At 33.0% G+C, this 13,848-nt stretch carries 11 protein-coding genes and 1 pseudogene; 5 read left to right on the top strand and 7 right to left on the bottom strand.

Going from position 1 to position 13,848, the window contains the following annotated elements:
• The coding region (locus AC3ATN_RS00620) for a beta strand repeat-containing protein (RefSeq protein WP_487531255.1) at positions 1–4,672 on the bottom strand (4,672 nt) is incomplete at its 3' end.
• A 162-nt stretch (positions 4,673–4,834) separates the two neighbouring features.
• Here AC3ATN_RS00620 and AC3ATN_RS00615 point away from each other — a divergent pair.
• Positions 4,835–5,338 carry a hypothetical protein gene (locus tag AC3ATN_RS00615; protein ID WP_487531254.1) on the top strand — a complete coding sequence of 168 codons (504 nt, stop codon included), beginning with the start codon at positions 4,835–4,837 and terminating at the stop codon, positions 5,336–5,338.
• A gap of 3 nt (positions 5,339–5,341) precedes the next feature.
• Here AC3ATN_RS00615 and AC3ATN_RS00610 read toward each other — a convergent pair.
• A pseudogene (locus tag AC3ATN_RS00610) lies at positions 5,342–6,319 on the bottom strand (PLP-dependent cysteine synthase family protein); the annotation flags it as partial.
• A gap of 9 nt (positions 6,320–6,328) precedes the next feature.
• On the bottom strand, positions 6,329–7,564 hold the full coding sequence (locus AC3ATN_RS00605; protein WP_487531253.1) for an ABC transporter permease: 1,236 nt from the start codon (positions 7,562–7,564) through the stop codon (positions 6,329–6,331).
• Positions 7,565–7,576: 12 nt separating this feature from the next.
• Here AC3ATN_RS00605 and AC3ATN_RS00600 point away from each other — a divergent pair, with 12 nt between their 5' ends.
• Both AC3ATN_RS00600 and AC3ATN_RS00595 read left to right on the top strand, forming a co-directional pair.
• The gene (locus tag AC3ATN_RS00600) at positions 7,577–8,737 is read left to right on the top strand and encodes an exo-beta-N-acetylmuramidase NamZ family protein (RefSeq protein WP_487531252.1); all 1,161 of its coding nucleotides are present in this window, start codon (positions 7,577–7,579) and stop codon (positions 8,735–8,737) included.
• A 1-nt stretch (position 8,738) separates the two neighbouring features.
• Positions 8,739–9,446, top strand: a complete 708-nt coding sequence (locus tag AC3ATN_RS00595; RefSeq protein WP_487531251.1) for a methyltransferase — start codon at positions 8,739–8,741, stop codon at positions 9,444–9,446.
• Here the strand turns inward: AC3ATN_RS00595 and AC3ATN_RS00590 are convergent.
• A complete protein-coding gene (locus AC3ATN_RS00590) occupies positions 9,433–10,065 on the bottom strand; it encodes a 7-carboxy-7-deazaguanine synthase QueE (protein WP_487531250.1) in 633 nt (210 codons plus the stop codon). The two genes, AC3ATN_RS00595 and AC3ATN_RS00590, sit on opposite strands and share 14 nt — an antisense overlap.
• Before the next feature lie 58 nt (positions 10,066–10,123).
• On the opposite strand from AC3ATN_RS00590, the gene AC3ATN_RS00585 reads away from it, so the two are divergent.
• Together AC3ATN_RS00585 and AC3ATN_RS00580 are read left to right on the top strand one after the other, a co-directional pair.
• Complete coding sequence (locus AC3ATN_RS00585) at positions 10,124–10,546, top strand: VOC family protein (RefSeq protein ID WP_487531249.1); 423 nt, start codon at positions 10,124–10,126, stop codon at positions 10,544–10,546.
• A 2-nt stretch (positions 10,547–10,548) separates the two neighbouring features.
• On the top strand, positions 10,549–11,427 hold the full coding sequence (locus AC3ATN_RS00580; RefSeq protein ID WP_487531248.1) for a hypothetical protein: 879 nt from the start codon (positions 10,549–10,551) through the stop codon (positions 11,425–11,427).
• Here AC3ATN_RS00580 and AC3ATN_RS00575 read toward each other — a convergent pair.
• From AC3ATN_RS00575 to AC3ATN_RS00565, 3 genes are all read right to left on the bottom strand, one after another.
• The gene (locus AC3ATN_RS00575; RefSeq protein WP_487531247.1) at positions 11,424–12,299 is read right to left on the bottom strand and encodes a bifunctional 5,10-methylenetetrahydrofolate dehydrogenase/5,10-methenyltetrahydrofolate cyclohydrolase; all 876 of its coding nucleotides are present in this window, start codon (positions 12,297–12,299) and stop codon (positions 11,424–11,426) included. The two genes, AC3ATN_RS00580 and AC3ATN_RS00575, sit on opposite strands and share 4 nt — an antisense overlap.
• Before the next feature lie 3 nt (positions 12,300–12,302).
• Entirely contained in the window at positions 12,303–13,631 is a 1,329-nt protein-coding gene (ffh, locus tag AC3ATN_RS00570; RefSeq protein WP_487531246.1) for a signal recognition particle protein, read from the bottom strand.
• Positions 13,632–13,708: 77 nt separating this feature from the next.
• Positions 13,709–13,848: DALR anticodon-binding domain-containing protein (locus tag AC3ATN_RS00565; protein ID WP_487531278.1), on the bottom strand; the 140-nt coding region annotated here is incomplete at its 5' end.

Genomic DNA, 13,848 nt, shown 5'->3' with positions numbered 1-13,848 from the left:
CAGATACCGGTGTGATCTGTTGAGCAGGAGCAACAGAAATCGTTCCACTTACTGTACCTTCAGCGCAAGAAGCTCCAGTAGTATTTATTGTGTAGGTAAAAATAGTTTCAGTTAACACCGTTACGGTAGGAGTTCCAGAGATAGTGAATACATTCGCGGCGTAATTACCTGTAACACCTGCAGGTAAACCATCAACTACTAATGAGGTAGGTGCTACTTCACTTGCTCCTGTAGCACCAACGACACTGTAGGTAATAGGAGTTATAGCTGAATTCACACATACTGATTGACTCTCAGTTGGAGCCGCAGAAGTTAGTGTAACTGTTGCGGAAGGAATTGTAATTGTTCCTATTTCAATATCTGTTCCTGTACATACAACTGCCCCAGTAGAAGAAACAGTAAATGAGTATACTCCTGGAGCAGCATTTACAGCAATTGTTCCACCAATAGTTATTCGATTGGTATTGACTGCTGTTATTGCGTTAGACATATTACCTGCCCCTGCGCTTCCCCCTATTTGAATACTAAATGGTGTTCCACTAACTTTTGCTGTTATTGATAAAGCATCTGTTCCAACATCAGCAGCAAGTACAACATTATTTATTGTTGCATCCCCATTTATTGCATTCTTTAATGCCGTTCTAATTATTTGATTAGTATTTCCTGTAATATAAGTGTAAGAGACAACCGATCCGTTTACTCCCACAATATAGGTTCCTGTTACTGCTCCAGTTATTGTTACCGTGTTGGATTGTTGTGTTTTAGATTCAGCGGCACTGATCCCAAGAGGTAAAGACAAAGGTTGTGATGGACTTATCGTTAAAGCACTTCCTTTAATATCATATATTATATCTGTAATTGTATCTCCAACGCATAAATTTTGATTATTTCTTACCGCTGCAGACGATACAGGAACAATCAGTTCCTCTGGTTCCACAATAATACTTCCATACATAACAACTTCTGGACATCCCGAAGATCCAACACTACTAACTATATAATTATACGTAGTTGTATACGAAGTCGTAACGCTTGGGCTTCCATCTAATGTAATTGTTTTTATAAGAGATGAAACTGTAGCAGTTACACCTGTTGGTAAACCATCGACTACCATTGTTGGATTAGCAACTGTGGCATTGGTTGCTCCGCCACCATAAGTATAAGTGATAGAGGTGATTGCAGTGTTTACACATACTGTCTGAGAAGCGGTAGCAGCAGCAGAAGTAAGTGCAAGAGTAGAAGATGTTTTAAGAGTTACGGAGCCTATTTCCGTATCAGAAACAGCACACGTAGGACTTGCTCCTGCGTAAGTGTTTAAAGTAAACGAATACGTTCCAGCGGTAACACTAGCCGCTAGTGTTCCTGTAATCTCAATTTGATTTGTGTTAGGTGTAGTAACTGTATTGGAAAGATTTGCAACTCCTCTATATCCTCCAAAGTTTACCTCAAAAGGAACTCCTGCAACATCAGCAGTTAAAATTAATTCTCCAGAACTAGCCCCATTACTAGCAGTAACAATTGCACTACTTGCATTGATTGCAGCAATAAGACCATTTCTAATCTGCTCAGCAGTACTACTAGCTGCACTACCAAAAGTGAATACTTCACCATTAATCGCGATACTATGAGTTCCAGTAGCGGCTCCAGTTACATTGATAGTGTTTCCTTGGGCAGGGAGTACTTTTTGTGTTGCACTAAGACCCGCTGGAAGAGCAGCAGTAACTGTAACTGTAGAAGGACTTATGGTTGAGGCGCCAGTTATATTATAAATTATAGGGGTAATAGCAAGAGACGGATTACATACATCTTGAATTCGGACGGATTGAACAGATACCGGTGTGATCTGTTGAGCAGGAGCAACAGAAATCGTTCCACTTACTGTGGTTTCAGAACAACTGCCTGAATTTCCAGATGTAACTATTGAATAGGTGTAGGTTGTCTGGGTAACTGGAGTTAAAGTAGGAGTTCCAGAAATAGTAAGTACTCCTGAAGAAAAACTAGCGCTTATGCCTTGAGGTAATCCATCAAAAAGCAAAGTTGAAGTTGTTGTAACACTTGCTCCACTTGCTCCTCCACCAATATCATATGTGATATTTGTAATAGATGAATTAGCGCATACCGCCTGACTATCGGTTCCTGCAGCGGATGTCAAAGAAACTGTTGAAGCCGAATTGACGGTTATACTTCCTGAGACCGAATCATGAGTTGTACATGCAACAGCTCCCGTGGTTGATACAGTGTATGAGTATACTCCTGGAGCGGCATTTACAGCAATTGTTCCACCAATAGTTATTCGATTAATATTTGGTTGAACATTACTAGTTGTCATACTAGAAGATCCTGTTCCTCCAAGAGTAACTCCTGAAAAAGCTAAACCCGGTTCGTTCGAAGTTATATTTAATCCAGTTGTTCCACTTGTCGAGGCAGTAAAAGAAACTAATGTATCACTATTTATTGCTGAAATTAATCCATCTCTAATAACTGTTCTATCTGTTGACGACGATGTATAAAGATAAAATCTACTGTCTATAAATAATTTATAAGTTCCAGGTCCACCGGAAGTCACATCAACTGAATTTATTTGAAATGCTGTAGTTTGATTTAAACTTAAACCGGCCGGAAGAGTAATTGATGGACTAATTGTGGTTGCACTTACAGTTCCACCACTTAAATCAAAAACTATATCGGTTATTGGTGACCCTGCACAAGCGATTGGCGTAGCATCGCTTCCAGCTCTTAAATTTATATTTTCAGGAGATTCAACTTTAATAAAAATTGGGTTGCTGGCTTTTTCACATATCTCACCATGAAGAGTTGCTATAGCAACTCTTCTGAAATGAGTACTGGAAACAGTATTTGATGGCGGTTGATAATTTTGAGTTGAAGCTCCGGCAGGTGAGTAGTTTTCACCGTCTGTGGATTTCTCCCATCTGTAAGATAGAGCAGCTCCTACTGCTGAAAGAGTTGCAGTAGTTGCGGTCAAATTAGCAGGAGTTCCATCATAACAAACAGTTTGATCTGAAGATATTGTTCCGGTATTTGAAATTCCATTTACTTCAACCGTTACATAAAGAGTTGAAGAACATCCTACAGCTCCAGATCCTGTGAAACCTGTGAATTCAAGTATTTCACCGTCATCATAATTAGAAATATGACTAACTGATGCTACAGCTCCACTTAATGTTCTTGGACCTCCTAATTTATCCTTTAAAGTATAGGAAGTTGCTCCAGAAATTGTTATTGCTTGTGTGGAACCTTCACATACCACTATACCTTTACTAGCTGTTAACATTACCTCACCAATTGAAGCTCCGCTGTCTGCATCAGCTCTTGACGTTGAAACAGAAAATGAGGTTCCAGCAAGTGGAGAAGTTATAGTTAAAGATGCATCTGTTCCACTCCCTCCATTATTAGTTATGTTAAATCCACTACTTGCAAGTGCTGTTACTAAATCACTAATTGCATCAGCGGCACTGGTTCTTGTATTTGATGAAGTATAAGTTGTTCCTGTTGTAGTAATAGAATAGGTGTCTCCTGCGTCTAAAGCACCTTGAATACTTACTCTCCATGATTGATTCAGATTATAAGCCGAAAAACCTGTTCCAGTAATTGCAATTGGTGAACCGGCATCTTCAGGGGTTTGTGTTACGTTTAATGAAATAGGAAAAGTTTGGTTAACGCAACTTCCTGATCCTGATGTTATAACTCTTGCAAAGACAATATCTCCATTTGTTGGATTTGCCATCGTAAAAGACTGAGGAGTCTGCTGTCCAGTAGCACTTGCATTGTTAATGAAAAAATTATATCCGTTTGCTCCAATACCTCCAGAGGAATTAAAAACTACAGGTTGATCACTACAAACATCAATAGACTTTGAACCTGCAGTAATTCTTATGGGCCCAAAACTCATTGTGGATGACTCTGTTGTAGATGAGTTAAAAGCAACTCCAGACTGTGCTCGTGTAATCCGTATTACATTTTTATTATTAGAATTTATATCCCCAACATTTGCAGCGGCATAATTGGTATTTGCATTAATATTAGCAGCAATGGCTGTTGCAACTTGAGCAACTGAATTTACTGTACCCGAAGCAACCGTTGTGAGGAAGGAATCTGTATTAAGAGTCACAGTGAATGTAGATGTTGAAACACCAGTGACAGCCCCAATATTTCCTAATTCAATTTCAACTATTTGTTGTCTATTAACTTGGGAAAAACTAGGAGTGAGAAGATCATTTGAAACAGTATTTGGATTTACAATGATATTTGCAAAATCTGAATCTATTATTGTTCCTGGTGAGGCATCTAAATAAACCTCAACAGCAAAACTGTTGGATCCAGGATTAATCATATTTATAGTTTGCGTAACGGCAAAAGATGCTGAATTTGCAATATTACCGCCTGGAGCATCTAAAACATAAACAGCATTATTTGCGCCTGAAACAGTTATTCTTATTTCAGCAGCCGATGCATTTAGTTGAGCTCCTGTATTATTTGTTAAAACAGCAGAAAAACTATACGATGATGTTGGACATACATTAGATATTGTAGGGGAAGGCACGGCAACTCCTTGAAAAGAATTAAATTGTATGGATTGAGAATACAGGAGGTTTTGACATAATACAAATGCCAAAAACCCTAACCTAAATATGTATTTAAATAAACTTTTCAAATCTTTCTCACCGATACTGTCCCCAATAAAACGTTGAAATACTCATTAAAGTATTATCAGGGAGGGTTTATTACTTAGTAAAAATACACAATTTAGATAAGGATTAAGACTTAAATACCGCTGAATTCATTATTATTAATAATATTGTATTTTTACATTAATATGAAATTCCTCTTTTATTTATTGATTTTAGTGATTTTTTTTGTGGGCTGCTCCCGATTAGAAAAAAAAAATGATCAACAACTTCTGAGACTTACCATTGAAAATACGGTAAAAGATTCCAAACAAGAGATCAAGGATATTATATACAATTCTGCCCCTTCGAATTTTAAAAATTTGACTTTAGAGTTTGATTTTTTTCAAGTGAATTATATTAATGAAAAAACAAGTCAATACACCGAAGTTAAATACTTTACAGTAAATAATGGAGAAATATATAGATTAGGAAAAGGTCCGAATTGTTTAATTATTTCTAAAGAATTAAGATGGGATATAAAGGGTAAACCAATTTCTAATTTTAAAAAGTGGTTTGAAGAAAATGAAAGTAAAACAAAAATCTACTTTAAAAAACCGAAAAACACTCCGCGCAATAATATTACAAGTAGAGATAAAAAAATTAATCTTGATAATTTACCCCAGGAAATAAAAAAAATTACTTGTCTGTAGTTAAATAAAATTTTTACTTTTCATCCATTCATCATTATATATTTTCCCAATATAGCGGCTCCCAGAGTCATGAATTAAAACTACTACTAGATCGTCTTTTTTAAGTTTTTTCTCTAATTGCAAAACACCCTTTATAGCAGCTCCACATGAGTTTCCAGCAAAAATACCCTCTTCTTTCGCCAACTTTCTTGTATAAACTGCCGCATCTTTATCTGTTACTTTTTCAAAATGATCAATCAAGCTGAAGTCTACATTCTTAGGTAGAATGTCTTCTCCAATTCCTTCGGTACTGTAGGGATAAATTTCATTCTCGTCAAAAACTCCCGTCTCATGATATTTTTTATATACAGAACCATAAGTGTCTATTCCCCAAATTTTTATGTTTGGATTTTTTTCTTTTAAAAATTTTGCAACTCCCGATATTGTCCCTCCAGTTCCAACTCCAACAACAAAATGTGTGATTTTACCATCTGTTTGACTCCAAATCTCAGGACCGGTTTGCTCGTAATGAGCTTGTCTATTGGATAGGTTATCGTATTGATTAACATACCACGAATTCGGTGTTTCTTTTCCTAATCGTGCAGAGACACTGTAATAGGATTGAGAATCACTAGCCGGAACATCTGTTGGACAAACAATCACTTTTGCTCCCATCGCTCTGAGAACATCAAATTTTTCTTTTGACTGTTTGTCCGTAGAGACACATATTAATTTATAGCCTTTTACTATTGCTGCTAACGCCAATCCCATTCCTGTATTACCAGAGGTGCCTTCAATAATGGTGTCTCCCGGATTTAGGAGGCCTTTTTTTTCGGCATCCTCAACCATTTTTACTGCCATTCTGTCTTTAGTAGAAGCTCCTGGATTAAAAAACTCTAACTTAACCAAAACCTGTGCTTGGATTTCAGATGTTATATTATTGAGTCTAACCATGGGAGTATTTCCAATAGTTTCCAAAATATTATTTGATATTTTTTTCAATTTTTATTATTAACGTTTTCTAATATTTATACTGGGAGACATACCACTTATTATTTTTGTTGGAAAGTAAAGTAATAAAAGACAAACAAAAATAATACTTAAATTAGTTAAAAACCATTCAAAAAAATTTAATTCTACTGGAGCTGTACTCACATAATATATCGTAGGGTCTAGCTTTATCCAATTAAAATATTTTTGAGAAAAATAAAAGGCCAATGCAAGCCCGTTACCAAACAAAACTCCTTGGAGTATAATTTGAAATCCATTCCATAAAAATATTTTTTGGATTTGGTAGTCAGAAGCTCCAATAGTTTTAAGAAGTCCAATCATAGAAGATCTCTCAAATATTAATATCAAAAGCGCAGTTGCTATGTTTACAACTCCAACAAATAACATTATGATTAAAATGATTAAAATATTTAAATCAAAAAGAGCGATCCATTGAAAGATGTTTTTAAACTTACTCCTCAAAGTAATAACGTCTATATCATATGGGAGAAATTTATATAATTCATTTGCCGTAAATATATCTTCATCGTTATTTTTAAGAAAAACTTCAATTGCCCCCACATCATCTACAGACCAATTATTCAAAACCCTAATTTGATTCAAACCTCCTAAAATATAAATTTCGTCAAAATCAGAAAAATCAGACTCATACAAGCCAACAACTTTAAATTTTCTTTGATTGGGAATTTTTTGGGCATTGTTTTTTTTAAAATATGCAACAGGTTCATCGCCCAGACTTATATTTAATCTCTTTGCGGTATAATTTGATATAATTATCTCGTTACTATTGATATCATCTAGGTCAGGAAGTCTCCCTTCTATAAGAAATTCTGAGAAAATTGATTGATTAAAACTTGAATCTATACCCTTAAAAATAATCCCTTCATAGTCATCTATAAACTTGATTAATCCTGCTTTATATGCAACTTTTTGATAACTGTAAATATTATTTAAATCATTTAATAGTTTGAAATATTGTTTATCTAACGTAAAGGGATTTACGGAAACCTGTGAGGTATTGTTTTCAAAGGTAGATATGACTATGTGCCCATTAAACGCTGCTGTTTTCTTAGAAATTGCTTTTTGCAGACCCCTTCCAGCAGCAATTGAAATAAGTATAGACGCAATTCCAATTGTCACAGCTAATATTGCAATTTTTATTATACGAGCTGAAACATTACTTTTGGAAATATTAGATTGCCTTATTCGGTTAGCTAATAAGTAGGTTATATCCAAAATTTATTTATTATGACTTTATATCCCAAAAATACGGTTTTATTATTTGTATTTATTTTTAGTTTTTCTGTTTGTTTTTGTCAAGATAAAATTCGTACGGGTGCAGATCAATATGAGAAATATTTACCGCTTTTGAAAAATAAAACAATTGGAATTGTAGCTCATAAAGCAAGTATGATTGATAATTCTAAACATTTAGTTGACTTTTTAGTAGAAAATAAAATAAAAATCAAAACAATATTTGCCCCAGAACATGGATATTATGGAAAACAAAACGATGGGGATTTATTACCGGATAGTAAAGACGAGTCTACAGGATTAAATATAGTTTCTCTATATGGTAAAACTAAAAAACCATTACCTGAACATCTGCAAAACATAAACCTGATTGTATTCGATTTACAAGATGTAGGAGCAAGATTTTATACATTTTTATCTACACTACATTATGTAATGCAGGCTTGTGCAGAAGCTAATATTCCATTATTACTTTTAGATAGGCCCAATCCAAATGGGCACTATGTAGATGGGCCAGTTTTGGATATGAAGTTTAAAACATTTGTCGGAATGCATCCTGTACCTATTGTTCACGGCATGACATTAGGAGAATATGCTACTATGATTAATGGTGAAAATTGGCTTGGAAAGAATCTTAAATGTGAATTGAAAATAATTAAAGTTGAAAATTATACTCATAAGACTAAATATGTTTTACCGGTCAGACCTTCCCCCAATTTACCAAATAGCCAGTCAATATCTCTCTATCCAAGCCTATGCCTTCTTGAACCAACCACAATAAGTATTGGGAGAGGCACTGAAAAACAATTTCAAATATATGGTCATCCAAAATTTCCAAAATCTGAATATGAATTTCGACCGTCTCCAAATTTTGGTTCTAAAAATCCAAAATGGAATGGAGATTTGTGTTTTGGTGTTTCACTAGAAAATATTGAAGTACAAAATGAAATAAATTTATCTTGGTTAATTGATGCATTCAATAAACTTCCAAAAAATTATATTTTTTTCAAAGATAGTTTTGAAAGAATTGCAGGAACAGATAAATTAAGAAGACAACTGAAAAATAAAACACCTATTGATCAAATTAGAAAAAGTTGGGAACCCGGACTTGAAAATTATAAAAAATTAAGAAAAAAATATCTTATATATCCCTAACATGATTGATCTACTTGGAAATGCAATATATAATTACCATTTTGAAAATAGTATGGATCCACTAACTACATGGACCAGTTACACAGATAAAGAAACTTTAAGTTGTGACTATTTTTTTAGAAAATATAATGAAATGCCCATTATAGAAAAAAAAGCTCTCGATCTTTCGGAAGGAGAAGTTTTAGATGTTGGTTCGGGTGCAGGTTGCCATAGTTTATATTTACAAAAAAATAAAAAAATAAAAGTTACATCCATTGATGTCTCTAAAAAGTGTGTTGAAGTTTCAAAATCCATTGGTTTAAAACACACTATAAACAAATCCTTTTTCAATCATAATAATTTTAAATATGACACCATTCTTTTTTTAATGAACGGTGCTGGTATATGTGGAACCATAAATAGGCTTAAACTACTTTTAGATCATTCCATTTCATTACTTAAAGAAAATGGTCAAATATTATTAGATAGCTCTGATTTAATTTATCTTTTTGACAAAGATAAAGATGGAGGTGTATGGGTAAGAGGTGATAAATATTATGGAGAGCTTAGCTATAGTTTAAATTATAGAAATCAAGAAGAAAGCTTCCCATGGCTTTTTGTTGGTTATGAGAAACTAAAAGAAATAACTAAAAAATCCAACTTAAAATGTGAGAAAATAATTGATGGTCAGAATTATGATTATTTGGCAAGAATAACTAAGGAATATTGAGGTATTTATGGGTCTGAAGAGATACTTTCCATTTTGTATTCTTCATTACATAATTTACTATTTCAGGAATTATTTTTTCTCTCTTACTCCACTCGGGTTGTAAAAACAACTTACACTTATCATTAACTTTTTCTGCTTGAATTTCAGCAAATTTAAAATCGTGTTTATTGTAAATTATAACTTTTAATTCATCTGCAATTTCGTAGGCGTGATTTTTAGGTTCTATATTTTTTTTTGGGGAAAGACAAAACCAGTCCCATTTACCACTTACTGCATGAGCACCAGAAGTTTCAAGGTGAATTTGAAGTCCTTTTTCTTTAAGCAAATCAGTTAAAGGATCCATGTTCCACATTAGAGGTTCTCCCCCTGTTATTACAATAGTATTGGATGATTTATGTGCTTCTTCTACAATATCAATAATATGGGTCGGCGGATGTAGTTTTGCATCCCAACTTTCTTTGACGTCGCACCAATGACAACCAACATCGCACCCACCAATTCGAATGAAATATGCAGCACTTCCTTTATGGTAACCCTCTCCTTGAATAGTATAAAAAGCTTCCATAAGGGGGAGCAGTTCACCAGAATTTAAACCATCAATATTAGTGTTATTATTCATGTTAACAAAGATAGTCTAATGTTATTGATCACATCAAAAAAATATATAACTTTAGTCTATGAAATTAACCCCGTTCCATCTGGCAATTCCAGTTAATGACCTTTCAAAAGCCATTAATTTTTATGAAAATGTTTTAGGCTGTATACCAGGAAGAAAAAGTGATCATTGGGCAGATTATAATTTTTTTGGTCATCAATTAGTCGTTCATGTTGACTCAACTCCTAAATCAAAAAAACATCACAATGAAGTTGACGGCAAGTCAGTTCCAGTCCCACATTTTGGAGTTGTACTTCCTTGGAATGATTTTGATGTTTTTGCAAATAAGTTAGAAAAATCAGAAGAAATTGAATTTATAATTTCTCCATATCTTAGATTTGAAGGTTTACCTGGTGAACAAAAAACTCTATTTTTTTATGATCCATCAGGAAATGCTCTCGAATTTAAAAGTTTTAAAAACATGGATCAACTTTTCGAAAAATAAATATGACTTGGCTCAATTTTCTTGATAAAACTTTTGATAATATTTTTTCTAATACCAACAGAAAAGTTGTTGAAAAGTATATTCTCTGGACCTCAATAATTGGATTCACAATCCACTTATTGTTAATTTATTTAAATAATTATGATCTCTTAAATCTAGGGTTTTCAGGAAATTTATTGAAGGATCCAATTTCTGCAATATATACCCCATTTTCAATAATACTATTTTATGAAACTTATTTATTGATATTTTATTTACCAAGATCCTTTACTACAGCAATATCAAAGCAATTCGAAATAATTTCGCTAATAGTAATAAGGAAAATTTTTAATGACATTCCAAAAATAAATCTTGATGTGAACTGGTTAGAAAGTTCTGCTAACCTTCAGTTAATTTATGATCTTGTTGGAATATTAGTTTTGTATTTTTTAATATATCTTTTTAATTTTAGAAAAGAAAAAATTGAAAAAAGACCAGTTAGTGAGACTATTAAAAGATTTATAAGTACAAAAAAAGGAGTGAGTATAATTCTTTTACCATTACTAATATTTATGTCAATTTATAGTATATCTAATTGGATATATGAGCTTTATCTATTAAATGAAAATATAAGTGTTGGCATATCTGATATTAATTCTATATTTTATAATGAATTTTTCACCATCCTTATTCTAGCAGATGTTTTTATTTTACTATTGTCTTTTCAATACACAGAAAAATACAGTCAACTTATAAGAAATACTGGTTTTGTTATTTGTACAATTTTAATAAGATTATCTTTTGCTTCAAAAGGATTGACTAATATTCTTTTAATTGTTTCAAGCGTACTTTTTGGGCTTGCTATTTTAAGAATTTATCAAGCATTTGAAAAAAATAGCTAGTCTTTTCTTTCGCATGCCGTTAAAGTATTTTTTAATAACATAGCTATTGTCATAGGACCAACACCACCCGGAACTGGTGTGATATAGCTAGATTTTTTTGACATATTTTGAAAATCCACATCGCCTTTAATAACATAACCCTTAGGCTTGGTCTTATCTATAACTCTTGTTATTCCTACATCAATAATAACAACATCCTGCTTTACCATATCTTCTTTTAAAAATTCTGGAATCCCTAAAGCAGAAATGATTATGTCAGCCTTTAAACTCAAGCCTTTGATATTCTCAGTTCTACTGTGAGCAACTGTAACGGTGGCATTTCCAAAAGATCCTTTTTGACTCATTAATATACTTATGGGTCTTCCAACTATGTTACTTCTTCCAATAACAAGGCAGTTTTTACCAGAAGTTTTTATATTATATCGTTTTAACATTTCCATTATTCCAAATGGAGTTGCAGGAATAAAAGAAGGAAGTTCAAGTACCATTTTACCAAAATTAGTTGGATGAAATCCATCAACATCTTTTTCGGGATCTACTTCCAACAAAACTCTTTCTTCGTTAATGTGCTTCGGTAAAGGTAACTGAACTATATATCCATCAATATTTTTATTTTTATTCAGTTTATTTATTTCATGTAAAAGAGTACTTTCGGTTACTGATTCTTCTAATCGAATTAACGTTGAATTAAAACCAACTTGTTCACAAGACCTGACCTTGCTCCCAACATAAGTGAGACTTGCTCCATCATCACCAACTAAGATAGCTGCAAGATGCGGCTGTTTCTTTCCAGATGTCAATCTTATATCAACAGATTCTTTAATCTCTTGCTTAATTGTATTCGAAAGATTTTTTCCATCTAAAATTTTCATTTTTTATTTCTGGTTTTGAAACATATTTAACATTTGCTTTCCCTTTCCTCCTTGCACCATTTTCATCATTTTACTCATCTGATTAAATTGTTTTATTAATTTGTTTACTTCAGAAATATCATTTCCTGAACCACTTGCAATTCTATTTTTTCTACTAGAGTTCAAAAGATCCGGAAAAGAACGCTCTTTGGGTGTCATTGATGATATGATAACTTCTATATTCTTAAACGCGTCTTCATCAATTTCTTCGTCACCTAGCATTTTATTTGCCCCAGGGATCATACCAACGAGATCTTTAATACTCCCCATTTTTTTTATTTGATTTATTTGACTTAGAAAGTCGTCAAAACCAAATTTATTTTTAGCAATCTTTTTATTGATTTTTCGAGCTTGATTCTCGTCAAATTGATCTTGGGCTCTCTCAACTAGAGAAATAACATCTCCCATACCAAGAATCCTATCTGCCATTCTTTCAGGATAAAAAATATCAATAGCATCTATTTTCTCACCTGTTCCAATAAACTTAATGGGTTTATCAACTACATATCTGATTGAAAGAGCGGCTCCACCTCTTGTATCGCCATCTAGTTTTGTCAAAACAACACCATCAAAATTTAACTTGTCATTAAATGATTTTGCAGTATTTACTGCATCTTGACCCGTCATTGAATCAACAACAAAAAGAGTTTCACTTGGAGTAACAGTTTTATGTATATCTGAAATTTCCTTCATCAAAACTTCATCTACAGCTAATCTTCCAGCAGTATCAATTATTATTGTATCAAGTTTCTCGTTTTTAGCAAATTCTATAGCTTCTTTAGCAATTGTAACTGGATCCTTTGAATCAATATTTTTATAAATGGGAATCTCAATTTGATTTGCCAGGATTTCAAGTTGATCGATAGCAGCTGGTCTATATACGTCACAAGCAACAAGGAGTGGTTTTTTGGATTTCTTTAATTTTAAATATTGAGCAAGTTTAGCAGAAAAGGTGGTTTTACCTGAACCCTGAAGACCACACATCAAAATCACTGACGGATTTATTGATAAATTTATATCGACAGATGATGACCCCATTAACTCAGTTAACTCATCCTTAAGGATCTTAACCATTAATTGTCCTGGATTAAGACTTGTTAAAACATCTCTCCCTAAGGCTTTTGATTTAACCGAGTCAGTAAAATTTTTTGCTATTTTATAATTAACATCTGCGTCTAAAAGTGCTCTCCTTACTTCTTTAAGAGTAGCTGCAACATTTATTTCGGTTATTTTTCCCTGTCCTTTAAGTACCTGGAAAGCTTTATCAAATTTTTGACTAAGATTATTAAACATTTTATAAAGTTATGTAAAGAATTTATTTACATGAAGCGAAATCAATAGATTTTTCAAAAAATTTAAATGGTTTTAACTTACATTCTTTCGGGAGATTCTATTCCTAATAAAGAGCAAGAATTAAGGATAGTATATCCAACTTTTTGAATTAAGGTTAATCTAAAGTTTTTTATATTTTCATCGTTCTCCCCAAGTATAGATATATTTTGATAAAAGG

This window comes from Candidatus Marivariicella sp. (assembly GCF_983056325.1).
This window is presented reverse-complemented; position numbering and strand designations above follow the sequence as displayed.